This is a genomic window from Salipiger mangrovisoli (genome assembly GCF_015223355.1).
Lineage (GTDB): Bacteria > Pseudomonadota > Alphaproteobacteria > Rhodobacterales > Rhodobacteraceae > Salipiger > Salipiger mangrovisoli.
In genome coordinates this window covers 662,498-684,960 of sequence record NZ_JADFFK010000001.1, presented here as the reverse complement: position 1 = coordinate 684,960, position 22,463 = coordinate 662,498, and the positions used below count along the sequence as shown (strand labels likewise).

At 65.9% G+C, this 22,463-nt stretch carries 23 protein-coding genes; 9 read left to right on the top strand and 14 right to left on the bottom strand.

Annotated features, from left to right (window positions below; translation table 11 throughout):
• Positions 1–189: 189 nt before the first annotated feature.
• The 4 genes from IQ782_RS03405 (at position 190) to IQ782_RS03390 (ending at position 2,384) form a co-directional block, all read left to right on the top strand.
• Complete coding sequence (locus IQ782_RS03405; protein ID WP_194133174.1) at positions 190–516, top strand: hypothetical protein; 327 nt, start codon at positions 190–192, stop codon at positions 514–516.
• A complete protein-coding gene (locus IQ782_RS03400; RefSeq protein ID WP_194133173.1) occupies positions 513–1,115 on the top strand; it encodes a DedA family protein in 603 nt (200 codons plus the stop codon). The genes IQ782_RS03405 and IQ782_RS03400 overlap by 4 nt, the downstream gene beginning before the upstream one ends.
• Positions 1,116–1,181: 66 nt before the next feature.
• A complete protein-coding gene (gene aroQ, locus IQ782_RS03395) occupies positions 1,182–1,619 on the top strand; it encodes a type II 3-dehydroquinate dehydratase (RefSeq protein ID WP_194133172.1) in 438 nt (145 codons plus the stop codon).
• A 3-nt stretch (positions 1,620–1,622) separates the two neighbouring features.
• Positions 1,623–2,384 (top strand): helix-turn-helix transcriptional regulator, encoded by a 762-nt coding sequence (locus tag IQ782_RS03390; RefSeq protein ID WP_194133171.1) that lies wholly within the window; start codon positions 1,623–1,625, stop codon positions 2,382–2,384.
• A gap of 669 nt (positions 2,385–3,053) precedes the next feature.
• Here IQ782_RS03390 and tsf read toward each other — a convergent pair.
• Both tsf and rpsB read right to left on the bottom strand, forming a co-directional pair.
• Positions 3,054–3,929, bottom strand: a complete 876-nt coding sequence (gene tsf, locus IQ782_RS03385; protein ID WP_194133170.1) for a translation elongation factor Ts — start codon at positions 3,927–3,929, stop codon at positions 3,054–3,056.
• Positions 3,930–4,106: 177 nt separating this feature from the next.
• A complete protein-coding gene (gene rpsB, locus IQ782_RS03380) occupies positions 4,107–4,877 on the bottom strand; it encodes a 30S ribosomal protein S2 (protein WP_194133169.1) in 771 nt (256 codons plus the stop codon).
• Between the two features lie 347 nt (positions 4,878–5,224).
• Between rpsB and IQ782_RS03375 the strand changes: the two genes are divergently transcribed.
• Genes IQ782_RS03375 through IQ782_RS03365 form a run of 3 tightly spaced genes read left to right on the top strand, consistent with a single transcriptional unit; the run spans position 5,225 to position 8,361 of the window.
• Positions 5,225–5,668: a MarR family winged helix-turn-helix transcriptional regulator gene (locus tag IQ782_RS03375; protein ID WP_194133168.1), complete on the top strand. Its 444-nt coding sequence runs from the start codon at positions 5,225–5,227 to the stop codon at positions 5,666–5,668.
• A 2-nt stretch (positions 5,669–5,670) separates the two neighbouring features.
• On the top strand, positions 5,671–7,305 hold the full coding sequence (locus IQ782_RS03370) for an efflux MFS transporter permease (protein ID WP_194133167.1): 1,635 nt from the start codon (positions 5,671–5,673) through the stop codon (positions 7,303–7,305).
• An 18-nt stretch (positions 7,306–7,323) separates the two neighbouring features.
• Entirely contained in the window at positions 7,324–8,361 is a 1,038-nt protein-coding gene (locus IQ782_RS03365) for an HlyD family secretion protein (RefSeq protein ID WP_194133166.1), read from the top strand.
• A gap of 148 nt (positions 8,362–8,509) precedes the next feature.
• On the opposite strand, the gene phoB is transcribed toward IQ782_RS03365, so the two are convergent.
• From phoB to IQ782_RS03325, 8 genes are all read right to left on the bottom strand, one after another.
• Positions 8,510–9,199, bottom strand: a complete 690-nt coding sequence (phoB, locus tag IQ782_RS03360; protein WP_194133165.1) for a phosphate regulon transcriptional regulator PhoB — start codon at positions 9,197–9,199, stop codon at positions 8,510–8,512.
• A 4-nt stretch (positions 9,200–9,203) separates the two neighbouring features.
• Positions 9,204–9,941, bottom strand: a complete 738-nt coding sequence (gene phoU, locus IQ782_RS03355; protein WP_194133164.1) for a phosphate signaling complex protein PhoU — start codon at positions 9,939–9,941, stop codon at positions 9,204–9,206.
• A 3-nt stretch (positions 9,942–9,944) separates the two neighbouring features.
• A complete protein-coding gene (gene pstB / locus IQ782_RS03350; protein WP_194133163.1) occupies positions 9,945–10,742 on the bottom strand; it encodes a phosphate ABC transporter ATP-binding protein PstB in 798 nt (265 codons plus the stop codon).
• A gap of 18 nt (positions 10,743–10,760) precedes the next feature.
• A complete protein-coding gene (gene pstA, locus IQ782_RS03345) occupies positions 10,761–12,113 on the bottom strand; it encodes a phosphate ABC transporter permease PstA (RefSeq protein WP_194133162.1) in 1,353 nt (450 codons plus the stop codon).
• Positions 12,113–13,576 (bottom strand): phosphate ABC transporter permease subunit PstC, encoded by a 1,464-nt coding sequence (gene pstC / locus IQ782_RS03340; protein WP_194133161.1) that lies wholly within the window; start codon positions 13,574–13,576, stop codon positions 12,113–12,115. Before pstC ends, pstA begins: the two co-directional genes overlap by 1 nt.
• Before the next feature lie 93 nt (positions 13,577–13,669).
• Complete coding sequence (locus IQ782_RS03335) at positions 13,670–14,698, bottom strand: substrate-binding domain-containing protein (protein ID WP_194133160.1); 1,029 nt, start codon at positions 14,696–14,698, stop codon at positions 13,670–13,672.
• Between the two features lie 367 nt (positions 14,699–15,065).
• Positions 15,066–16,130, bottom strand: a complete 1,065-nt coding sequence (locus tag IQ782_RS03330; protein WP_194133159.1) for an ATP-binding protein — start codon at positions 16,128–16,130, stop codon at positions 15,066–15,068.
• Positions 16,130–17,311 (bottom strand): trans-sulfuration enzyme family protein, encoded by a 1,182-nt coding sequence (locus IQ782_RS03325; RefSeq protein WP_194133158.1) that lies wholly within the window; start codon positions 17,309–17,311, stop codon positions 16,130–16,132. Before IQ782_RS03325 ends, IQ782_RS03330 begins: the two co-directional genes overlap by 1 nt.
• Before the next feature lie 313 nt (positions 17,312–17,624).
• Here IQ782_RS03325 and IQ782_RS03320 point away from each other — a divergent pair, with 313 nt between their 5' ends.
• On the top strand, positions 17,625–18,134 hold the full coding sequence (locus IQ782_RS03320) for a hypothetical protein (RefSeq protein WP_240989039.1): 510 nt from the start codon (positions 17,625–17,627) through the stop codon (positions 18,132–18,134).
• 30 nt (positions 18,135–18,164) lie between these two features.
• Here the strand turns inward: IQ782_RS03320 and IQ782_RS03315 are convergent, their stop codons facing one another.
• The 3 genes from IQ782_RS03315 to IQ782_RS03305 are packed head-to-tail and all read right to left on the bottom strand — an operon-like array spanning position 18,165 to position 20,225.
• Positions 18,165–18,686 carry a gamma carbonic anhydrase family protein gene (locus IQ782_RS03315; RefSeq protein ID WP_194133157.1) on the bottom strand — a complete coding sequence of 174 codons (522 nt, stop codon included), beginning with the start codon at positions 18,684–18,686 and terminating at the stop codon, positions 18,165–18,167.
• Positions 18,683–19,327, bottom strand: coding sequence for a guanylate kinase (gene gmk / locus IQ782_RS03310; protein ID WP_194133156.1), 645 nt, complete (start codon positions 19,325–19,327; stop codon positions 18,683–18,685). Before gmk ends, IQ782_RS03315 begins: the two co-directional genes overlap by 4 nt.
• Positions 19,328–19,334: 7 nt before the next feature.
• A complete protein-coding gene (locus IQ782_RS03305; protein ID WP_194133155.1) occupies positions 19,335–20,225 on the bottom strand; it encodes a YicC/YloC family endoribonuclease in 891 nt (296 codons plus the stop codon).
• A gap of 228 nt (positions 20,226–20,453) precedes the next feature.
• On the opposite strand from IQ782_RS03305, the gene IQ782_RS03300 reads away from it, so the two are divergent.
• Positions 20,454–21,170, top strand: coding sequence for a PAS domain-containing protein (locus tag IQ782_RS03300; protein WP_194133154.1), 717 nt, complete (start codon positions 20,454–20,456; stop codon positions 21,168–21,170).
• A gap of 101 nt (positions 21,171–21,271) precedes the next feature.
• Here the strand turns inward: IQ782_RS03300 and IQ782_RS03295 are convergent, their stop codons facing one another.
• The gene (locus IQ782_RS03295; RefSeq protein WP_338092538.1) at positions 21,272–22,186 is read right to left on the bottom strand and encodes a UTP--glucose-1-phosphate uridylyltransferase; all 915 of its coding nucleotides are present in this window, start codon (positions 22,184–22,186) and stop codon (positions 21,272–21,274) included.
• Between the last annotated feature and the right edge of the window lie 277 nt (positions 22,187–22,463).

The window sequence follows — 22,463 nt, the reverse complement described above, 5'->3', positions numbered from 1 at the left end:
CTCGTCCTCGCATCATTTTGCGGGGAGAGTGACATTCCTGAATTGTTCATGGGTGACATTTTAGCTTTGCTGCTACATCCGTGTGTATTTCTCATAATTGGTATTATGTAGTTTTAATCCGTCCACACCTGGACGGTTGTTTCCGGTTAAAGCTTTGACGTGCTGCCGAAATCCTCGCATCCTGACCAAATGCGCCACACGACAAGCCGCCGCGTCCTGATCGCCATCCTCTCCCTCGCGCTCGCCGCCGCGACGTTGGTCGGCGTGCGCACGGTGCGCCACGCGCTCTACTGGGCAGACCCCGCGCATCGGAACGTCGCGCCCGAGGGATGGATGACGCTCGGCTACCTCGAGCGCTCGCACCACCTGACGCACCGCAGTCTTGGCCCGGCGCTCGGCCTCACGCCGCAGCCCGGCGATCCGCTGAGCCTCGAGGAAATTGCCGATCGACGCGGCGAGCCCCTGGCGCAGCTCTTGACCGAGGTCGCGGACGTCATCGCGGCGCAAAAGCGATGACGGAGGTCAGCGGCAGCTTCAGCGACACCGTGCTGGCGCTGCTGCCGGAACTCGGGCTGCCGATCCTTGGCGCCACGATCACCTTTGCCTCGCTTGGCGTGCCGATGCTGCCCGCGTCGCTGATGCTGCTCGTGGCCGGCACATTGGCCGCCGCCGGTGAGCTGCCCGTCGTCGCCACAATGCTCACCGCGCTCTGCGCCGCGGTGCTGGGCGATCAGCTCGGGTTCTGGCTCGGCCGTCTTCTCGGCCCGAAGGTCGCGCAGCGCGATGATCCGACCACCCGGCGGGCGCTCGCGCTGCTCGCCGCGCGCGGGCCGATGGCCGTGTTCCTGTCGCGCTGGCTGATCGCGCCGCTCGGTCCGGCAATGAATGTCGTGGCCGGTGCCGGCGGGCTGGGCTGGCCGCGCTTTCTGCTCGCCGATCTCGCCGGCGAGATCGTCTGGGCCAGCAGCTACATGGCGCTCGGCGCCAGCTTCGCGCCCTTCATTCCACAGATTGCCGAGCTGTCGAGCGACATCACCACGCTTCTCGCGGCGCTGACGGTTGCGCTTGCCGCGGGCGTCCTGCTGCGCCGGCACCGCCCGCATGGGCCGCGCTGAGCGGGTTTTCTGGACAAGACGATCCCCCGCGCGCTATCTGGGCGCGAACGACCCGGAGACTTTCCAATGCATTCGCTGCTCATCCTCAACGGCCCCAACCTCAACCTGCTAGGCCTGCGCCAGCCGGAAGTTTACGGCCGTACGACCCTTGCCGACGTCGAGGCCATGTGCCACGCCCACGCCGAAACGCTTGGCGTTGCACTCGACTTCGCGCAGAGCAACCACGAAGGCGCGATGATCGACGCGATCCACGCCGCACGCGGCACCAAGGATGGCATCATCCTCAACGCCGGCGCCTATACGCATACCTCTGTCGCCCTGATGGATGCAATCAGCTCTGCCGAAGTGCCGACCATCGAGTTGCACCTGTCGAACGTCCACGCGCGCGAGGAATTCCGCCACGTGAGCTATATCGCAAAGGTCGCGCTTGGCGTGATCTGCGGCTTCGGGCCGCGCGGCTACACGCTGGCGATGGACGCGCTGGTCTCGCATCTGGACCGCTAGGCGATGACCCCGGACGATCGGGCTCACCTTCTGGCGCTGACCAACGCCGACAGCATCGAGACCGCCTGGTCGATGCATGTGGCGCGGATGGCCGGATATGGGTTCGATCGTCTTCTCTATGGTTTCACCCGCTATCGCACGCCGACCTCGCTTGGCGATCCCAACGATTTCCTGGTGCTGACCAACCACCGGCCGGCCTATACGCGCGAATTCATCGGCAACGGGCTCTACCGCCACTCGCCGATGGTCCGCTGGGCGCTGGAGCACGACGGTCCGCGCTCCTGGGGCGCAACGGCCGCCGCCATCGCGCGCGGCGAGCTGAGCTCCGAGGCGCGTCGGGTCGTCGCCTTCAATGCCTCGCAGCAGGTCACGGCCGGGTATACCATCGGGTTCAAATCCCTCTCGCGCCGGGCCAAGGGGGCCATCGCGCTCACCGCCCGCCCCGGCATGTCCCAGGAGGACGTCGAGCGCATTTGGGCCGCGCATGGCGACATGATTATGGTCTGCAACAACGTGCTGCACCTGCGTGTGCTCACCCTGCCCTACATTCCGCCCGATCAGTCGCTGACTCCGCGCCAGCGCGAAGCGCTGGAATGGGTCGGTGATGGCAAGACGATGCAGGACATTGCGCAGATCATGGGGCTCACCCAGGCCACCGTCGAGAAGCATCTGCGTCGCGCGCGGGACACACTCAACGTGGAAACGACGGCGCAAGCTGTCGCCAAGGCGACATTTCTTAATCAAATGTTCATCCTCGGTATATGAGTGTAAAGAAGTTAACTTTGTGCAATTGTCGAATCAACTGGCGAAACAATACGCTTGCATGATGCCAAATGAGGCGATGGTTTTGCATTCTCTTATTGATAACTTTCGTTTTTGTGAAACTGTGGCCGAAAATTTTCCAAAATCGGATCTAAATCGCGCCTTCTGATCTGCCACCCCTTCCCCTAGGTCGCCTGACGTTGCACACTTCGAGTGTTCCGTGAGTGGTGGCTTTGGCCATGGAACTCAAGACTGTCATTCCCCGCGATTTCGGGGCTCTGCCAGCCTTCCGGTTATACCGGAGCCGAGTCGACCCCGAGAAATTTTCGCTCGGGTGCGGCTTGGCGCTCCTGAATTGGCGCCCCGGCCTCATCCCCAAATGTTTTTGGGGTGCCATACACCTCAGGTAGTGCAGCCGTCCCAAGGGGCGGCTGCACGTCTTTCGGGCCCATGACATCCGGCGCGCAGTGAGCGGCCAGATCACGATGCCGCTGCTCCGGGAATTGGCCCCAGGCCGCGTTTCTTGCGCTCCGCCGCGGGCACCGCCTTCTTTCCGAAGGGAATTCTTCAGAACATTGCTCCCGGGGTCGGTGCGCTGCTCCGCTGCCTTGCGTCTGAGACAAAAAAAGGGGCACCCGAAGGTGCCCCTTTTCGATCAGGATGCGAGGGCGATCAGCCCTGAGCGGCCTTGGCCACTTCTGCCGCGAAATCCTCTTCCACCTTCTCGATGCCTTCGCCCACCTGCAGGCGGATGAAACCGGTGATGGTGGCGCCGGCCTCTTTTGCGGCCTGCTCGACGGTCACGTCGGGGTTCACCACGAAGGGCTGACCCAGCAGGGTGATCTCGGCGAGGAACTTGTTCATCCGGCCAACGATCATCTTCTCGATCACGGCTTCGGGCTTGCCCGACTCGCGCGCGATGTCGATCTGCACCTGACGCTCTTTCTCGACGATGGCCGGGTCAAGCTCGGCTTCGTTCAGCGAGGCCGGGTTCGAGGCTGCGATGTGCATCGCGACCTGCTTGCCGAACTCGTCGCTGCCGCCGGTCATGGCAACCAGCACGCCGATCTGGCCGAGGCCAGCAGCTGCCGCATTGTGCACGTAGGTCGAGACGACTTCGCCTTCGATCTTGGCCATGCGGCGCAGGGTCATGTTCTCGCCGATCTTGGCGATCTTGTCGGTGATGACTTCCGACACCTTCTTGCCCTCGATGGCCGCGTCGTTCAGCGCTTCCACGCTGTCCACGGTCAGGGCCGCGCCGGCGATGTCGCTCACCATGGCCTGGAACTCGGCGTTCTTGGCAACGAAGTCGGTCTCGGCGTTCACCTCGACGGCAACGCCCACGCCACCTTCGACGCGCACGGCAACGAGGCCCTCTGCCGCGGTGCGGCCGGACTTCTTCGCAGCCTTCGCAAGGCCCTTGGTGCGCAGCCAGTCGATGGCGGCTTCCATGTCGCCGTCGGTCTCGGTCAGCGCTTTCTTGGCATCCATCATGCCTGCGCCGGTCATCTCGCGCAGTTCTTTCACCTGTGCAGCAGTGATCGCCATCTCGGCTCTCCTCATCTCAAATGCGGTGGGGCGGCCCTGCCCCGGGCCACCCGCTCCTGTCATGACTTCGTGACGCTTTCGCGACAGTGCACGCCAAGGCGCAAGAGCGCCGGTGCAATCCTTGCCGCGAGAGCGACCGTTGCGCCCGCCCCGCGATGCGCGGCGGGCGCGACCGGCTTACTTGCCGGCGTTGGCTTCGGCGAGCAGCTCTTCTGCCGGCGCGTCTTCCAGGGCGCCGAGGTCGACGCCAGCGGCTTCCATCTGGCCGGTCATGCCGTCCAGGGCTGCGCGCGAGACGAGGTCGCAGTAGAGCGAGATGGCGCGGGCCGCGTCATCGTTGCCGGGGATGATGTAGTCCACGCCATCGGGCGAGCAGTTGGTGTCGACGATGGCGACAACCGGGATGCCCAGCTTGTTGGCTTCGGCCACGGCCAGCGCTTCTTTCTTCACGTCGATGACGAAGAGCATGTCGGGCAGGCCGCCCATTTCGCGGATGCCGCCGAGCGAAGCCTGAAGCTTCGTCTGGTCGCGTTCCATGCCAAGGCGCTCTTTCTTGGTGAGGCCTTCGGCACCGGCTTCCATGCGCTCGTCGATGGTCTTCAGACGCTGGATCGACTGCGAAACGGTCTGCCAGTTGGTGAGCGTGCCGCCCAGCCAGCGGTGGTTCATGTAGAACTGAGCGCATTTCTCGGCAGCTTCTGCGATCGGCTGTTGTGCCTGACGCTTGGTGCCGACGAAGAGCACCGAACCGCCCTTGGCGACGGTGTCACGGATCGCTTTCAGAGCAGCGTCCAGCATCGGGACGGTCTGCGTCAGGTCCATGATGTGGATGCCGTTGCGCGCACCGTAGATGAACTCGCCCATACGGGGGTTCCAGCGCTGCGTCTGGTGGCCAAAGTGCACGCCTGCTTCAAGCAGCTGGCGCATGGTGAACTCGGGAAGAGCCATGTCCGTTATCCTTTCCGGTTTCATAAATCCTCGGCGGGGGCTCATCCTCTCGGACAACCGGTGGACGATTGGGGATGTCTCCCCCAAAGGCCCGACCCCGCTTGCGGCGTTCTCGTGGGCGCGCCTATAGGCCCTTTTCAGCGCAGGCGCAAGCCCGAGCCTGCGCTTTTCCCATGTCCGGCCAAAGCGTCCGGCAACAGCGCGGTGCATCGGACCCGCATCTACGCGAGGGCTTGCATCCCGCCAAGCCCTCCCTGCCCCCGGGTCACTCCTCTGTGAACCCCGCTTGCGGTTTAAACTTATCATGATAAGTAATTCTCAAGTTAAGTAACCAGAACAGCTCCGCCATGTCCGATCCCGACACCCCCAACGATCCCCAGACCCGTCTGCTCGAAGCATTGCTCGAGGCCATGCGCGAGATCCGAACCCATTACGACACCAGCGCACAGGAGGTCGGGCTGACCTTCTCGCGCGCCCGGGTGGTTTCGGAACTGGCGCGCCGCGAGGGGGCAACGCAGGCCGAGCTGGCCTGCGCCCTCGGCATCGAGGCCCCGGCGCTGAAGCGGCAACTCGACGCGCTGGAAGCCAGCGGTTTCATCGAGCGCCGGGCGCTGGACGGCGACGCCCGCAAGCGCGCGCTGCACCTGACGCAAAGGGCACGGTCGAGCAAGATCACCGGCTTCCTGGAGCGGGTGCGTGCCGATCTGCTCGCGGATATTCCCGCCGGGGACCAGGACGTCGCGCAGCGCACGCTGGAGCGGATCGCGCAGAACGCCAAGGGGCTCAGATAGCAATGGCCAGCGCATCAGACACAGCCCCCGCTGCGGCCGCCACGCCGCCGCAGCCCGCACCCGGACTGCCGCTCGGGCGCGCCCTTCCCTATGTCCTGGCTGCGGTGATGCTGGGGCTGACGCAGGGCCTGGGTCAGGGCTTCATCTCGGCCAACCTGCCGCAGATCGCCGGAGACCTTGGCATCACCACAACGCAGGCGAGCTGGCTCATGGCCGCCTACATGATCCCGCGGGCGTCGCTGACGATCATGCTGATCAAGCTGCGCACCCAATATGGGCTGCGGCGCTTTGCCGAGATCGGCATCGTCGCCTATGTGCTGGTGGCCTTGGCCTCGGTCTGGATCGACGACCTGCGTTCGGCGGTGGTGCTGCAATTCCTGTCGGGCGTGGCCGCCGCGCCGCTTTCGACGCTGGCCTTCCTCTATATCCTGGAGCCGCTGGCGCAGCAGTGGAAGCTGCGGCTCGGCCTGCCGATGGCGCTGGTGCTGCTCACCACCGGTCCCTCGCTGGCGCGGATCGTCTCGCCGATGCTCATCGGCGACGGCGGGCTGATCGGGATTCACCTGACGACGCTGGGCCTGTCGATGATCTGCCTGATGCTGGTCTACCTGCTGCCTTTGACTCCCATGCCGCATGCCAAGGTGATCCAGTCCACGGACTTCCTCAGTTTCGGGCTGATCGCCTTCGGCCTCGGCGGGCTGGTCACCGGGTTCATCCTCGGGCCGATCCACTGGTGGACCGACCTCGGATGGCTCGGCCTGCTGCTCGCCGCCTCGCTGGCCGCGCTGACCGTGGCGGTCGTCATCGAACTGCACCGCGAGGCGCCGCTGATCGACATCCGCTGGCTGATGACCCCGACGATGCTGCACCTTGCCTTCACCCTCTTTCTCTTCCGCCTGCTCCTGTCCGAGCAGAGCAGCGGCGCGCCGGGGATGTTCCAGGCTCTCGGCCTCGCCAATGCCCAGATGGCCGGACTCTTCGCGGTGATCTGCGCGGCCAACCTCTTCGGCGCGCTGGCTTGCGTCGGCTGGATGACACCGGGACGCGAGCCCGCCTACCACGCCATCGCGCTTGCGCTCATCGCGCTTGGGGCCTTCATGGACAGCGGCTCGACCCTGCAGACCCGGCCCGAACAGATGATCGTCAGCCAGGCGCTGATCGCTTTTGCCTCGATGCTCTTCATGGCGCCCGCGATGATGAAGGGGCTGATCGCCGCCCTCAGCAAGGGGCCGATGTACCTGCTGTCTTTCGTCATCATCTTCCTGGTGACGCAGAGCGCGGGCGGTATCCTCGGCTCGGGCCTCTTCCGCACGGCGATCAACGAGCGGCAGGCCTTTCACATGCAGGTGCTCTCCGAGCAGCTGACCGGGGGCGACGGCCGCGTCACCGCGACCCTTGCCGGTACCATGCAGCAGCTTGCACCGCAGCTGCAGGACAGCGCCGTGATCAAGGCCCAGGCGGTCGCGCAGCTGGCCTCCACCGCATCGCAGCAGGCCACCGTCATGGCCTATAATGACGCCTATTTCCTCACCGGCATCGTCGCGCTTCTCTCCCTCTGCGCGCTGGCGCTGCATCTTTTCCGCGACTGGCTGGCGGCGCGCATGGCGCGCACCGCGCCGGCGCCGCAACCCTCCTGATCCTCCCGAGCAAGACCCATGAAGAAATTCCTCTCCCTCCCGACCCTCATCGCCTCTGCCATCGGCCTCGCCGGCGTGCTGCTCCTGCTCTTTGCCTGGCACTTGCCGCCCTTCGCCCCGGCGCATCCCTCGACCGAGAACGCCTACCTGCGCGGCAAGGTCACCCAGCTGGCCCCGCAGCTTCCGGGCACGCTCTCAGAGGTGGCGGTCTCCGACTTCCAGGACGTCCGCGCCGGCGATCTGATCGCCCGGATCGAGCCCTCGACCTACCGCCAGAAGCTGGCGCAGGCCAAGGCTAGCCTCGACGCCGCCAGGGCTGCGGTCGATGTCGCCGAACAGAGCGTGCGCTCGGCCAGCGCCTCGGAGCAGGCCGCCGAGGCGGCGCTGGCGGCGGCGCAATCGACGCTGGAAACCGCGCAGACCGACGCGGGCCGGATGACCAAGCTGCGCGAGCGCGGCGTCACCTCGCAATCGAGCGCCGATCAGACCGACCTCGCGCTGCGCCAGGCGCAGGCCGCGGTCCGGCAGGCCGAGGCGCAGCGGCAGGTGAGCCGCGAGGCCACCGCCAGCGCGCGGCTTCAGATCGCCGCGCGCAAGGCCGATGTGACCAGCGCCGAGGCGGCGGTGGAACTGGCGCAGATCGACCTTGATCACACGGAAATCCACGCCCCGGCCGACGGGCGGCTCGGACAGGTCTCGGCGCATGTGGGGCAATATGTCACCGCGGGCACGACGCTGGTCAGCCACGTCGGCACCGAGCTCTGGGTGATCGCCAACATCAAGGAAACCGCGCTGGCCGGGCTCAGCGCCGACCAGCCGGTGCGCTTCACCGTCGATGCGCTTGGCGGACGGGCATTCCGCGGCCACGTTCAGGGGTTCTCTCCGGCCGCCGCCTCGGAGTTCAGCCTGCTGGCGGGCTCCAACGCGACCGGGAACTTCACCAAGATCGCGCAGCGCCTGCCGGTGCGCATCTCCATCGATCCGGGCCAGGATGCCGCGGCGCTGCGGCCCGGCTTCTCGGTGGAGGTGGAGGTCGAGACCGGCGCGGCGGGCTGACCCGTCCGAGCGGAAGGGGGCTCTGCCCCCGCCCGCCTGCGGCGGCCTCCCCCGGGATATTTCCGCCTAGAAGAAGGACACGCGAGCACGATGCGAAAGGGCGGCCCTGGGGCCGCCCTTCGTCTTGGTGCTGAAGGCCGGTCCGCGCTCAGCCGAGCGCGTAGCCGGCCCCGCGCACCGTGCGCAGCGGATCGTTTCCGCCATGCGCGCCAAGCGCCTTGCGCAGCCGGCCGATGTGCACGTCGACGGTGCGCGTGTCGACGTAGATGTCGCGGCCCCAGACCCGGTCGAGCAGCTGTTCGCGCGACCAGACACGGCCGGGCTTCTCCATGAAGGTCGAGAGCAGGCGGAACTCGGTCGGGCCGAGCTTCAGTTCCTGGCCGTCGCGGGTGACGCGGTGAGTCTCGGAATCGAGCACGATGTCCTCGAATTCGAGCCGCAGCCCGGCGGCCGAGGGGCGCGCCCGGCGCAGCTGCGCCTTCACCCGCGCCATCAGCTCACGCAGCGAATAGGGTTTCACCACGTAGTCGTCCGCCCCGGTGTCGAGGCCGCGGATGCGGTCCACCTCCTCGGAGCGGGCCGAGAGCATGATCACCGGCAGGCTGCGGGTGTCGGAGCGGGTCTTGATCTGCCGACAGACCTCGATGCCCGAGAGATTGGGCAGCATCCAGTCGAGCACCACGACATCGGGGTTCTCTTCCTCGAGCAGCACCAGCGCCTCCTCGCCGTTGCCGGCGGCGGCGACGCGGAAGCCTTCGGCCTCGAGATTGTAGCGCAGCACCTCGCGCTGCGCCGGCTCGTCCTCGACGACGAGCACGGTGGGTTGATCAGCAGCCATGTCCCTACCCCAGGTCCATGCCGGAGCTGAGCGCCGGATCCGAGGAGGTGCGGTCTTCCTTGATGCGGTCCTCCTTGGGCATCTGGCCGGTGGCCAGGAAGATCACCTGCTCTGCGATCGCCGTCACGTGGTCGCCCATGCGCTCGACGTTCTTGGCGATGAAATGCAGATGCATGCAGGAGGTGATGTTGCGCGGGTCCTCGAGCATGAAGGTCAGGAACTCGCGGAACAGGGTGTTGTACATCTGGTCGACGTCGCGGTCGCGGTCGATGACGTCACGGGCGAGCGCCTCGTCGCGGCGGATGTAGGCGTCGAGCGCGTCCTTCAGCATGTGCTCGACGTCGCGCGACATGCGCCGCAGTGCGGTGGCCGAGCCGTCGATCTGCGCCAGCTGCGAGAGCACCGCGGTGCGCTTGGCCATGTTCTTCGACAGATCGCCGATGCGCTCGAGGTTGGAGGCCATGCGCATGACCGAGAGCACGACGCGCAGGTCGCGCGCGGTCGGAGCGCGCAGGGCGATGACCCGCGCGGCCTCTTCGTTGAGCAGCTCTTCGAGCGCGTCGATCGCCTTGTCGCCGGCGCGCACCTTGTCGGCCAGTTCCTCGTCGCGGGTCTCGAGCGAGAGCGCCGCGTCGTGGATCGCCACCTCGACCAGCCCGCCCATCTTGAGGATCTGCGCCTGGATGGCCTCGAGATCGCGGTCGAAGGCCGAGGCGATGTGTTTCTTCAGCTCGTCGGTCATGCCTTATCCGATCCGTCCGGTGATGTAGGATTCCGTGCGCGGGTCCACGGGGTTGGTGAAGATCTGGCTGGTGTCGCCGTATTCCACCAGGTTGCCGAGGTGGAAGAAGGCGGTCTTCTGGCTGACACGGGCCGCCTGCTGCATCGAGTGCGTCACGATCACCACCGAGTAGTTCTCGCGCAGCTCGTCGATCAGCTCTTCGACCTGGCTGGTGGCGATGGGGTCGAGCGCCGAACAGGGCTCGTCCATCAGCAGCACCTCGGGTTCGGTGGCCACGGCGCGGGCGATGCAGAGGCGCTGTTGCTGGCCGCCCGAAAGCCCGGTGCCCGGAGAGTCCAGACGGTCCTTCACCTCGTTCCAGATGGCACCGCGGCGCAGCGCCTTCTCGACGATCTCGTCGAGCTCGGCCTTGTTGCGGGCGAGCCCGTGGATGCGCGGGCCGTAGGCGACGTTGTCGTAGATCGACTTCGGGAACGGGTTCGGCTTCTGGAACACCATGCCGACCTTGGCGCGCAGCTGCACCGGGTCGACGCGCTTGTCGTAGATGTCCTCGCCGTCGAGCTCGATGAGCCCCTCGACGCGGCAGATGTCGATGGTGTCGTTCATCCGGTTCAGCGTGCGCAGGAAGGTGGACTTGCCGCAGCCCGACGGGCCGATGAAGGCGGTCACCGTCTTGTCGAGGATCTCGACGTTGACGTCCTTGATGGCGTGGGTGTCGCCATAATAGACCTGCACGTCACGGGCGGAGATCTTGCTTGCGTTGGTGTCCACTTCGGTCTTCCTCAATGGCGAGTCGTACATCTTGAGTATCCTTATACCTTACCAGCGGCGCTCGAACTTGCGGCGCAGAACGATGGCAATCAGGTTCATGGCGAGCAGGAACAGCAGCAGGACGATGATCCCGCCCCAGGCCCGCTCGTAATAGGCCGGGTCGGCGCGCTTGGCCCATTCGTAGATCTGCGCGGGCATCGCCGAGTTCGGCGACAGGAAGCCCGAGAAAACCCCTTCGGGGTAGTTGGTGGCGATATAGCCGACCATGCCGATCAGCAGCAGCGGCGCGGTTTCGCCGAGCGCCTGCGCCAGGCCGATGATCGTGCCGGTCAGGATGCCCGGCATGGCCAGCGGCAGCACGTGGTGGAAGGTGGCCTGCATCTTCGAGGCGCCCACCCCCAGCGCGGCATCGCGGATCGACGGCGGCACCGCCTTCAGCGCGGCGCGGGTCGAGATCACGATGGTCGGCAGGGTCATCAGCGTCAACGTCAGGCCGCCGACCAGAGGCGCCGACTGCGGCAGATGCGCGAACTGGATGAAGGCCGCGAGGCCGAGGATGCCGAAGACGATCGAGGGCACCGCGGCGAGGTTCGAGATGTTCACCTCGATGAAATCGGTGAAGCGGTTCGTGGGCGCGAATTCCTCGAGGTAGATCGAGGCGGCGACGCCGATCGGCAGCGCCAGCAGCAGCACGGTGATCATCATGAAGAGCGAGCCCAGCATCGACACACCCAGGCCGGCCTGTTCGGCGCGGCTTTCGGAGGCGTCGGCGCCGGTGATGAAGTCCCAGTTGAAGCTCTTGTGCACCACGCCCTGCTCGCGCAGCACGTCGACGAGGTCGAGATGCCCGGCGGCGATGTTCTTGTCCTGGGCGATGCTCTCGCGGCTCACGCGGCCCTTGAGATAGCCATCGACGCGGCTGGAGGCGAGGATCTGGAAGTCCACCGTCTCGCCGACGCGGTCGGGGTTGGCCAGCACCCAGTCGCGCACCTTGGCAGCGGCCGAGGCCGAGATCATCTCCTTGATGTCCTTGCCTTCTTCGAACTCGGTCTCGGCGCCGCTGTCGACGATGACCTTCCACAGCGCGTTCTGGATCAGCGGGCTGTAGCCGAAGGTCGAGACCTTGGCCATTTCCGCCGGGTCGCGGTTGCCGGTCTTGTCGAGCTTGGCTTCCTCCAGGTAGACCGGCACCTCGATGAAGGTCTGCTGGAAGGCACCGATGCCGTTCGAGACGATGGCGGTCAGCAGCACCACGAGGAAGAACACCCCCGCGCCGATCGCCGCGAGGCCGTAGATGCGGAAGCGCTTCTCGGAGGCATTGCGCTTCTTGGTGCGCGCGTCGAGGGTCAGCAGGCCGTGCTTGGCGGGCTCCTTGCCGCCGGTAAAGGTCGCGTCGGTCATCAGTCGTACTGCTCCCGGTATTTGCGCACGATGTAGAGTGCGAAGACATTGAGGCCGAGGGTCATGACGAAGAGCGTCATGCCGAGGGCGAAGGCCACCAGCGCCTCGGGCGAGGCGAAATCCGCGTCGCCGGTCAGCTGGCTGACGATCTTGGCGGTGACGGTTGTCATCGCGTCGAAGGGGTTGAGCGAGAGCCGTGCCGCGGCCCCTGCCCCCATCACCACAATCATCGTCTCGCCGATGGCCCGCGAGGCGGCGAGCAGCACCGCGCCGACGATGCCCGGCAGCGCCGCGGGCAGGATCACCTGCTTGATGGTCTCGGACTTGGTGGCGCCAAGCCCGTAGGAGCCGTCACGCAGCGACTGCGGCACGGCGTTGATGATGTCGTCCGAGAGCGAGCTGACGAAGGGGATGAGCATGATGCCCATCACCAGCCCCGCGGTCATCACCGCGGTGCCCGCCTGCATCCAGTTCAGCCCGTCGCGGCCGAAAACCGAAAGCAGCAGCGGACCCACGGTGAGCAGCGCGAAGAGGCCGTAGACGATGGTCGGGATGCCGGCCAGCAGCTCCAGCGCCGGCTTGGCCACGGCGCGCAGTTTGGGTCCGGCGTATTCCGACAGGTAGACCGCCGCGAAGAGCCCGATCGGCACGGACACCAGCAGCGCGATGAGCGAGATGTAGAGCGTGCCCCAGAGCAGCGGCCAGATGCCGAGCTGCGAGCCGCCACCGAAGCTCGGCGACCAGGTGAAGGAGCCGAAGAATTCCGAGGCCGGGTAGATGCGGAAGAACTCGATGGTGTTGAAGACCAGCGACAGCACGATGCCGATGGTGGTCAGGATGGCCAGCGAGGCGGCAGCGACGAGGATCGCGCGAATGCCGCGCTCGACCGAGTTGCGCGCCCGGAAGTCGGGCTTGGTCTGCGCCAGTGCCAGCCCGCCGCCGACCAACGCCAGGCCGATCACCACGATCGAGCGCAGCAGATTGCCGGTGGCATTGGTGGCGCGGTAGCTCTGTGCCGCGGCCAGCACCTCGGGGGTGATCTCGGAGCCGACGGCCACCCCGGCGTTGCCCAGCGTGGCCCGGATGTCGGAGGCACCCGCGGTGAGGTCCGAGGCCTCTGCGGCACTCAGCAGCCCGCGGTCGACCACGAGGTCGAGCCCATCGGCCACCCGGCGCACGTCGGACATCACGAGGCCGAGGGTCGAGCCCTCGGGGACCGCGGTCTCGGACAGCAAGCCGGTGGCCTTGGTGTTGACGATGAAGGGTTGCGCGATCAGCCAGAGGATCAGCACAAGGAAGGCCGGGACCATCACCTTCATGGCGACGTTCCAGCCGTAGTAGTTCGGCAGCGAATGCAGCGCGCGACGATCGTCTCCGGCACCGGAGATGGCGCGCGCACGCCCCGCGACAAAGCCGGCGAAGGCCAGCGCGAGCACGATCAGGATCAGCCAAAGAACAGGCATCGGGCCCCCAGGTTGGTCTGGTGATCACTCACCATAAAGCAAAAATCGGAGGGCGGTCTGCACCGCCCTCCGAGCATCGGAAAGATTGCCCGATTACATGGTTTCCTCGTTGGCGACCATGTCCTGGGTCGCGCCCAGTTCCGGGTCAGCCACGAGGCCGTAGTCGGACAGCGGGCCATCGGGGCCGGCGATCTCGTCCGAGACGAAGAACTCTGCGAATTCCTTCAGGCCGGGGATGACGCCGATGTGGGCCTTCTTGATGTAGAAGTACAGCGGACGCGACACCGGGTAGTCGCCAGCGGCGATGGTCTCGGTCGAGGGCTCGACGCCGGACATGGTCGCGACCTTGAGCTTGTCGGTGTTGTTCTCGTAGAACGCCAGGCCGAAGACGCCGACGCCGTTCGAGTTGCTGTCGATGCGCGCGAGGGTCTCGGTGTAGTCGCCGTCGATGTCGACAGACTTGCCGTCGGTGCGCACCGAGATGCAGGCGTCTTCCGCGTCATCTTCGGACATGCCCGAGGCGACCATGGCTTCCAGCGCGCCGGTGGCTTCACAGCCAGCCGCAAGGACCTTCTCTTCGAAGACTTCGCGGGTGCCGTGCTTGGTGCCCGGGATGAAGGCCGCGATCTCGACGTCCGGCAGATCGGCGTTGAACTCGGACCACTTGGTGTACGGGTTGTCGACCAGTTCGCCGTCTTTCACGACTTTCGGCGCCAGGGCGTTGTACCAGTCCGCGGGCTCGAAGGCGGTGAACTCGGGGCCGGTCTTCTGCGAGGCGAAGACGATGCCGTCATAGCCGATGCGGACCTGGATGATGTCGGTGACACCGGCGTCTGCGCAGGCCTGGATCTCTTTGTCCTTGATGGCGCGCGAGGCGTTCGCGATGTCGATGGTGTTCTCGCCGACGCCTTCGCAGAAGCGCTTCAGGCCAGCCGAGGAGCCGCCCGATTCCACGACGGGGGTCGGGAAGTCGAAGTTCTCGCCGAAGGCTTCGGCGACGATCGAGGCGTAGGGCAGCACGGTCGACGAGCCGGCAACCTGAACGTTGTCACGTGCGGCAGCTGCGGAAGCCGAAGCAGCGGCGAGCGCGAGTGCCGAAACGGCGAGTTTCACGGATTGCATAGGAATGCTCCTGTTTGGTCATTTGCAGTCCCCCGGTCGGGAACCTCGAGGCGCTGCCTAGGCGTCGTCGGCAATGCTTTTGTGACAGTTACGTAACGCTTTTATGACAGACAGCGCGGCGATCTGATCAAGGGGCTCAAATGGCAAAATTTATTGCGTTATTTCAACGCGTTATATCTATAATTTTTGTGCGGATAGCGATCGGGAATTCCGCAACTGAATCTGTGCAGCACGAAACCCAGACGTGCACGATATCCATCCATACACGCAAAAGATGAAGATTTATGACAGTGCCCCGGCACCGGCGGCAGCGGGGTGCCGTCTCCGGGGAAATTCCCGCCAGCTTGCAGAATCGCCCTCGGCGGGCTCAGGCGTCTTCGCCGCGCGGCGGCGCGGCGCGCAGCGGCAGGATGACCCGGAAAGTGCTGCCCTTGCCCGGCGTGCTCTCGATGCGCAGCCTTCCGCGGTGGCGGTTGACGATGTGCTTGACGATCGCCAGCCCCAGACCGGTGCCGCCCATCTCGCGCGAGCGGTGGCTGTCGACGCGGTAGAAGCGTTCGGTCAGGCGCGGAATGTGCAGCGGATCGAAACCGGGGCCGGTGTCGATCACCTCGATCTCGACCCCTTCGGCGCGCAGCCGAGGATGATAGGCGGGCTCGGAGAGCCGCAGCGTGACCTGCGCGCCGCGGCCGGAGTATTTCACCGCGTTCTCGACGAGGTTCACCACGACCTGACGCAGCTGGTCGGCGTCGCCGGCGATCTCCAGCACATCGCCGGGAAGCTCGGGGATCAGCGCCACCCCGGCTTCCTCGGCCACGGGCGCAAGGCCACTGAGCACCGAGCGCAGCAGCTCCGGCAGGTCAACCGGTTCGGTCGGGCGGACCCTCTCCTCGGCCTCGAGACGGCTCAGCGACAGCAGGTCCCCGACCAGACGTTCCATGCGCCCGGCCTCGTTGCCCATGATCTCAAGAAAGCGTTCGCGCGCCACCGCGTCCTCGCGCGCAGGGCCGCGCAGCGTCTCGATGAATCCCAGCAGCGCGGTCAGCGGCGTGCGCAGCTCGTGGCTGACGTTGGCGACGAAGTCGCGGCGCATCTGGCCTGCCTGCTCCATCTGCGTCACATCGGCGAAGGTCAGCAGCACGCCCGGCCCGCGGTCCAGTGTCACGGCGCGGCAGGCGACGTCGAAGGTCGTGTCCTGCCTGCCATCGCTGGTCAGGTAGCGCGTCTTGCGCGGCGCGCCGTCGCGCAGCGTGCCCTCGATCGCGTCAAGCAGCACGGGTTGGCGCAGCACGGTGATGAAATGCCGTTCCTCGAGCCCCTCGCCCAGAAGCGCGACGGCCTCGGAATTTGCGGCGTCGATGCGTTCGTCCCAGCGGATCAGCACCGCCGGCAGCGGCATGGCCGCGATCAGGTCGCGCGCCTCGGCCTTCATCAGAGCGCGCCCGCGGCCGTGAGCCCGGTCTCGAAGACCTCGAGCAGCGCCTCGGGATCCTCAAGCCCGACCGAGACCCGGAAAAAGCCCTCGGAAATCCCCAGCGCGGCCCGGCCCTCTGGCGTCAGCGCGCGGTGCGAGGAGGACGCCGGGTGAGAGAGCGTGGTGCCCACGTCGCCCAGCGTCGGGGCAAAGGCGATGCCCTGCGCCGCCTCGGTGAAGGCATTGGCCGCTGCGCGCCCCCCCTCGAGTTCGAAGCTCAACATGTTGCCGGGGTTGCCGCGCAGCACCGATTGCGCGCGGGCGGCATCGGGGTGATCGGCGCGCCCCGGGTAGAGCACGCGCTTCACACCGGGCTTGCCGGTCAGGAAGTCCGACAGGCGCTGCGCCGTCTCCTGGCATTGCCGGAAGCGCATCGGGAAGGTCATCAGCCCGCGCTCGGCGAGCCAGCAATCGAAGGGGCTGGCGGTCAGTCCGGCGGTCACCGCGAAGACGCGGATGCGCTGGTTGACCTCTGGGTCCCTGGCGGCGACCCAGCCGAGCGTCACGTCGGCATGGCCCGCCAGCAGCTTGGTCACCGAGTGGATGACGATATCCGCGCCGCGCTCCACCGGCCGGATCGCGGCCGGTGTGGTGAAGGTGTTGTCCACCGCCAGCAACACGCCCTTTTCCTTGCAGAGCGCGGCGATGCCGTCGAGATCGGCGATGCGCAGCGTCGGGTTCGACACCAGCTCGATCAGCACCAGCTTGGTCTCGGGACGGAAGGCGGCGGCAAAGGCATCGATGTCGGTGGGATCGGCGAGCGAGGTCCGGATGCCCATGCGCGGCAGGTCTTCTGACATCATCCGCAGCGAACGCCCATAGAGCTGATCCGCCCCCAGCACGTGGTCTCCCGACCGCAGCAGCCCGAGCAGCACGGCCGCGACCGACGCCATGCCCGAGCCCATGACGGTGCCGCCGCTCATGCCCTCCAGCGCGTCGATGCGCTGCGCCAGGACGTCGGCGTTCGGATGCCCCTCTCGCGCATAGGTGTAGCCGGAGGTGACGCCGGTGTACTGGTCGTCGAGCGTGTCCGGGCTGTCGGAGGCGTAAACCACCGCTGGCATGATCGGGGTGACGACGGCCGACGAGACCGATGGGGGAATGGTTACCGGGCGAATAAGCGTCTTGCGGGTGTCCATGGGGCCTCCATATTTCCGCCACAGGCTTTGCACAGCCCCCCTGCCTGAACAAGAGCGAGAATCTCGGCGGAGAACCGCTCAACCGAATAGGTTAACAAACACTGAAAGTTTGCCGATTTTCTGCAACAAATCCACGCGATACCCCATCGTTTCTGGGACAATCCGCCTTGGATCCGACCACTGTTCACTGTCGCGTGCTTTACACTCATGTAAGAAGAACTTTGCAAAAATTTAGGTTGCGTTTCGCCTAAATGTTAACACATCCTATGGGTGTAGGTGGGGGCACCTACAACCCACAGGAGCGTCGATAGAGATGCAGAACGATCCTCTCGATGTACGCTGTAGTGAGTGCGGAAAGGCAGCTCAGTTCTTCGAGCCTTTCCGGTTTACCTGTGTCGTACGGCTGCCTGAAGTGCCCGAGAACTCCCACGTCTGGGGCCGCGTTGTCGTAGAAGAACTCTTTCCCGAGCAGTTCAGCTGGGAACAACCCGCTTGCGAGAAACCGAAGTTCCTGCAGCCCGGCGAGTCCGGCGAGGGATATCGGCTGAACGCCCGCGGGATGGTCTGGTGCAAGGCGTGCAAGACCTTCGAGGCCGCGACGATTTCCTGGCCGGAAGACGCGTTCTGGAAACTGAACGTCAAGGGTCACGAACTGGTCGCGCGCAACCGCGAGCACGCCGAGCAGATTCTCGGGTTCCTGCAGGAAACGCAGCGCGCACCGAACCGGAAACCCGCCCTGCGCGGCATTCCGACCGCCCTGCTCACGCGGCGGCTTCAGCAGGAAGTCAGCAGCAAGCTGGAGCACGCGCTGGCCATCGCCTGACGGCCAGCTCCGGCTCCAGCCGGTGATCTCTCAGATCGCAGCAAGCCCGGCGCGGAAGCGTCGGGCATTTTGCTGATAGTTCAGCGCAGAGTTGCGCAGCGCCTCGATGGCCGCCTCGTCGAGCTGGCGCACCACCTTGCCCGGCATGCCCATCACGAGCGAACCGTCGGGGATCTCCTTGCCCTCGGGGATCAGCGCGCCCGCGCCGATCAGGCAGTTGCGACCGATCTTCGCGCCGTTGAGGATCGTCGCGCCCATGCCGATCAGGCTGTTTTCGCCGATGGTGCAGCCGTGCAGCATCGCCTTGTGGCCGATGGTGCAGCCCGCACCGATCACCAAGGGAAACCCCATGTCGGTGTGGCAAACGACGTTTTCCTGCACGTTCGAGCCCGCGCCGACGCGGATTTCCTCGTTGTCGCCACGCAGGGTGCAGCCGAACCAGACCGAGCTGCCCTCCTCCATGACGATTCTGCCGATCAGGTTGGCGTCCGGGGCGACCCAGGCGCTCTCGTGCAACTCGGGCGCGATGCCATCCAATGCGTAAAGCGTCATGCGTCGCCCTCCTCGAATTCGGCCTGGAGCGCGCGCACATGGGTCAGCAACCCCGGCTGCTGCGTGCGGCGCAGGCGCGTCGCGGTAATGATGCTCTTGAGCTGCGCCTCGGTCTGGTCGAGGTCCTCGTTCACCAGCACGAAGTCGTAAGAGCCCCAGTGCGAGATCTCGTCCCAGCTTTTCTGCATGCGGCGGGCGATCACCTCTGCGCCGTCCTGGCCGCGTGCCTCGAGCCGGCGCTTCAGTTCGGCGATCGACGGCGGCAGCAGGAAGATCGACAGGGTGTGCAGTCCCAGCTCCGAGTTGGTGATCTGCTGCGCGCCCTGCCAGTCGATGTCGAAGAGCACGTCCTGCCCGTCGATGATCGCCTCGCGCACCGGGCCCTTGGGCGAGCCGTAGAAATTGCCGAAGACATGGGCGTGCTCGAGCATGTCGCCATGCGACACAGCTTTCTTGAACTCGCTCTCGGTCATGAAATGATAGTCGTCGCCATCCACCTCGCCCGGCCGCGCGTCGCGGGTGGTCGCCGACACCGAGAAGATGATTGACGGATCCCAGGCGCGCAGCCGCTTTGCCAGGGTCGATTTGCCCGCGCCCGACGGCGAGGAAAGGATGATCAGGAGGCCGCGCCGTCCGTTCATGTTGGTCTTACTCCACGTTCTGCACTTGCTCGCGCATCTGGTCGATGACCGTCTTGAGGGTCAGGCCGATCTGCGTCAAGGCGGCGGAGCCCGATTTCGAGCAGAGCGTGTTCGCCTCGCGGTTGAATTCCTGCATCAGGAAATCGAGCCGACGCCCCACCGCTCCCTCAGCGGTCAGCAAGTCGCGCGCCGCACCGATATGCGCGGTCAGCCGGTCGAGTTCCTCGGTAACGTCGGATTTCACCGCGATCAGGGCCAGCTCCTGGGCAATGCGCGCCTCGTCCATGCCCTGCGCCGGGTCCAGCACCCGCGCGATCTGGCTGCGCAGCCGCTCGGACTGCTCGTCGCGCCGCGCCTCGACCGCCTCGGCTGCCTGCGCCACCAGCGCCTCGATCTCGCGCAGTTGCCCGGTCAGGATCTCGGCCAGCGCTGCGCCCTCGCGGCGGCGCATTTCGCCGAAATCGGCCAGAGCCGCGTCAAAGGCCGCCATCAGTTCCGCGCGCAGCGGCGCCACGTCCGCGGGCGTGGCATTGACACTGAGCACGCCGCGCAGCGCCACGACCTGCGCCGCGCTCGATGGGGAGAGTACCAGCCCCTGACCCGACGCCGCGCCCTCGATCCGCGCCATGGCCGAGAGAATCCGCGCCAGCACGGCCTCGTCGAGTTCGGCGGCGCTTTCCTCGCCACCGCCCTGCACCCGCAGCGAGACCTGCACGTTGCCGCGCGCCAGCGCCTTCTGCGCCGCGGCGCGCACAAGCGGCTCCAGCCCCTCGATCCAGTCCGGCAGACGCAGCCGCAGTTCCAGCCCCTTGCCGTTGACCCCGCGCAGATCCCAGCCCCAGCGCAAGCCCGCGGTCTCGCCGCTGCGTGACGCGAAGCCGGTCATCGATTGCCGCATGTCAGTCCCCTTCAAACTTCTGTCCGGGCAAATCCGAGCGCCCGCTTTTCAAGGGACTAACCGGCCCTCCGGCGGGTGTCTAGCAAAGAGCGGCGGGGCAGCGTTAACCTTTCGGTCACAATTGGGGCGAAATCCGGTCGCATTTGAGGTAACTTCGCCGTCAATGCTACTCAGACTGTTTCGGGGGTTCAGCCGGGCGGCGCAAATGTTAGGATCGGAGAGCGCGATATGTTCGGATTGGGTGGCAGCGGCGAGGGTGTGGTATCGATGACGGAGCGTGAGAAGGAGCGCAGGCTCGCCCCACTTCGCCTGATCGAGTCCTATTGGCATGGGCTTCTGGGTGCCGATGGGCTTGCTCCGCTGCGCAGCCAGATCGACCCGCGCGGCATCGAGAGCGCGCTGGAATACGCCTTTCTCGGCGAACGCATTGCCCCGATGCTTGCCAAGCTGCGGGTGTCGGGCACACATCTGAACGAGCTGATGGGGCTCGACATGGCCGGGATGCCGCTGTCCACGCTGATCACCCCCGAGGACCGCGAGCAACTGGGGGCCGCCGTCAGCAAGCTGTTCTCCGAGGGGCTCGAGATCCGGCTGCGGCTGGTGGCGGAGGAAGGCTTTGGCAAGGGCCGGCTGACCGGCGACATGTTGCTGCTGCCGCTGCGCTCGGACCTCGGCGACATGAGCCGGATGATCGGCGGGCTGGTGACCCATGGCCGTCTCGGGCGCACGCCGCGCCGCTTCCGGATCGAGAGCATCTCGATGCGCAAGCCCGGACAGGCGCCGATCATGCCGGCACCTCTGCCCGCGCCGGTCGCCGCGCGCGAGCCGCTCCTCGGCCTTGCCGAGAGCCAGGCCCCCTATCGCACCATCCGCACGCCGAAAGCGCCGCGAGAAACCGGCAAGCGGCCTCCGTACCTGCGCCTCATCATCTCGAACGACGACTGACAGCGGACGCGCTGCTCCAAAGCAAGCCGGTACAGAAGAAGGCGCGGGTCCCTGCGGACCCGCGCCTCGTGCTTTCCGCCGGCAGCGTGGCGAACGCCGGATCACTCCGCCGCTATGGGCAGAGGCTGCATTTCCTGCAACACCGGATGATATTCTTTCTGCGTGCCAGCGTAGGCGAGCGTGGCGCGCAGCATCCCGGCCTTGGAGCCGCAGTCGAAGCGGGCCCCAGAGAAACGGAAACCGCAGAGGCCGACCTTTTCCGCACCCAGCGCGATGGCGTCGGTCAACTGGATCTCTCCGCCAAGCCCGGCGGGCAGCCCATCGAGATCTGCAAAGATCGAGCCGTCGAGCACGTAGCGCCCGACCACGGCCTGCAAGGACGGCGCCTTGTCGGCCTCGGGCTTTTCGACCATCCCGGAGGCGCGCAGCATCTGCCCCTCGGCCTCGCCCTCGGGAACCAGCACGCCATAGGCCGAGACCTCGTCGCGCTTGACCTCCATGGTGGCAACCATGTGACCCGGTTCGCTGGTCTCATAAGCCTCGATCATCTCCGAAAGGCAGCCCTTCTCGCCGACGATCAGGTCGTCAGGCAGGATCACCGCGACGGGCCCCGGCAGCACGTGATCGGCGGCGCAGAGCACGGCATGGCCGAGCCCCAGGGGTTCGGGCTGCATCACGAAGAATACCTCTTCGCATTCCGGGTCGATCGCCGCCTCGTGCAGCGTGTCGGCGATCTCGGTCTTGCCGCGCTCGCGCAGCGTCGCGCAAAGCTCCAGGTCCTGATGCACATACCGTTCGATGGCGCTCTTGCTGGGGTGCGAGACGAAGATCATCCGCTCGATGCCGGCGGCACGTGCCTCGTCGATGGCAAATTGCAGCAGCGGCTTGTCGAGAACAGGAAGAAGTTCCTTCGGGGTTGCCTTCGTGGCGGGCAGGAAACGCGTGCCGAGGCCGGCAACGGGGAAGATCGCAGTTCGAACCTTGGACTTGCTGGTCTTCATGTCGGGCGTGCTCACGTCTTGGTCTCCTTGTGGTGGCCGATTGCGGGCCGAGTGGCTTTCAGATGCGGGTGCCGCGGGGGAGGAAAAACTACGACTCCGCTGCATCGCGGCGAATAGGTAAGAGCCTATGGCCATTTCATCACAGGTCAAATCCGGGCGTCGGATGATGAGCGACGTATTGCCCAAGCTCTTGATTTTACATACGCGTGAAAAACGCTGAAACCGCCCTTCGGGTTCCATGCCTAATTTTTAATCAAATATGACCGAGGGAAACATCCCTTCTATCTCAGAG

What these genes read in the sequence shown, in the direction of transcription:
- IQ782_RS03300 (WP_194133154.1), top strand. Translation starts at nt 20,454, where the DNA reads ATGTTCGGATTGGGTGGCAGCGGCGAGGGTGTGGTATCGATGACGGAG.
- IQ782_RS03330 (WP_194133159.1), bottom strand. Translation starts at nt 16,130, where the DNA reads ATGAAGGCCGAGGCGCGCGACCTGATCGCGGCCATGCCGCTGCCGGCG.
- phoU (WP_194133164.1), bottom strand. Translation starts at nt 9,941, where the DNA reads ATGACCGACGAGCTGAAGAAACACATCGCCTCGGCCTTCGACCGCGAT.
- IQ782_RS03375 (WP_194133168.1), top strand. Translation starts at nt 5,225, where the DNA reads ATGTCCGATCCCGACACCCCCAACGATCCCCAGACCCGTCTGCTCGAA.
- IQ782_RS03370 (WP_194133167.1), top strand. Translation starts at nt 5,671, where the DNA reads ATGGCCAGCGCATCAGACACAGCCCCCGCTGCGGCCGCCACGCCGCCG.
- IQ782_RS03335 (WP_194133160.1), bottom strand. Translation starts at nt 14,698, where the DNA reads ATGCAATCCGTGAAACTCGCCGTTTCGGCACTCGCGCTCGCCGCTGCT.
- IQ782_RS03390 (WP_194133171.1), top strand. Translation starts at nt 1,623, where the DNA reads ATGACCCCGGACGATCGGGCTCACCTTCTGGCGCTGACCAACGCCGAC.
- IQ782_RS03365 (WP_194133166.1), top strand. Translation starts at nt 7,324, where the DNA reads ATGAAGAAATTCCTCTCCCTCCCGACCCTCATCGCCTCTGCCATCGGC.
- IQ782_RS03320 (WP_240989039.1), top strand. Translation starts at nt 17,625, where the DNA reads ATGCAGAACGATCCTCTCGATGTACGCTGTAGTGAGTGCGGAAAGGCA.
- pstB (WP_194133163.1), bottom strand. Translation starts at nt 10,742, where the DNA reads ATGTACGACTCGCCATTGAGGAAGACCGAAGTGGACACCAACGCAAGC.
- IQ782_RS03400 (WP_194133173.1), top strand. Translation starts at nt 513, where the DNA reads ATGACGGAGGTCAGCGGCAGCTTCAGCGACACCGTGCTGGCGCTGCTG.
- aroQ (WP_194133172.1), top strand. Translation starts at nt 1,182, where the DNA reads ATGCATTCGCTGCTCATCCTCAACGGCCCCAACCTCAACCTGCTAGGC.
- tsf (WP_194133170.1), bottom strand. Translation starts at nt 3,929, where the DNA reads ATGGCGATCACTGCTGCACAGGTGAAAGAACTGCGCGAGATGACCGGC.
- rpsB (WP_194133169.1), bottom strand. Translation starts at nt 4,877, where the DNA reads ATGGCTCTTCCCGAGTTCACCATGCGCCAGCTGCTTGAAGCAGGCGTG.
- gmk (WP_194133156.1), bottom strand. Translation starts at nt 19,327, where the DNA reads ATGAACGGACGGCGCGGCCTCCTGATCATCCTTTCCTCGCCGTCGGGC.
- pstC (WP_194133161.1), bottom strand. Translation starts at nt 13,576, where the DNA reads ATGCCTGTTCTTTGGCTGATCCTGATCGTGCTCGCGCTGGCCTTCGCC.
- pstA (WP_194133162.1), bottom strand. Translation starts at nt 12,113, where the DNA reads ATGACCGACGCGACCTTTACCGGCGGCAAGGAGCCCGCCAAGCACGGC.
- IQ782_RS03315 (WP_194133157.1), bottom strand. Translation starts at nt 18,686, where the DNA reads ATGACGCTTTACGCATTGGATGGCATCGCGCCCGAGTTGCACGAGAGC.
- IQ782_RS03325 (WP_194133158.1), bottom strand. Translation starts at nt 17,311, where the DNA reads ATGGACACCCGCAAGACGCTTATTCGCCCGGTAACCATTCCCCCATCG.
- IQ782_RS03405 (WP_194133174.1), top strand. Translation starts at nt 190, where the DNA reads ATGCGCCACACGACAAGCCGCCGCGTCCTGATCGCCATCCTCTCCCTC.
- IQ782_RS03305 (WP_194133155.1), bottom strand. Translation starts at nt 20,225, where the DNA reads ATGCGGCAATCGATGACCGGCTTCGCGTCACGCAGCGGCGAGACCGCG.
- phoB (WP_194133165.1), bottom strand. Translation starts at nt 9,199, where the DNA reads ATGGCTGCTGATCAACCCACCGTGCTCGTCGTCGAGGACGAGCCGGCG.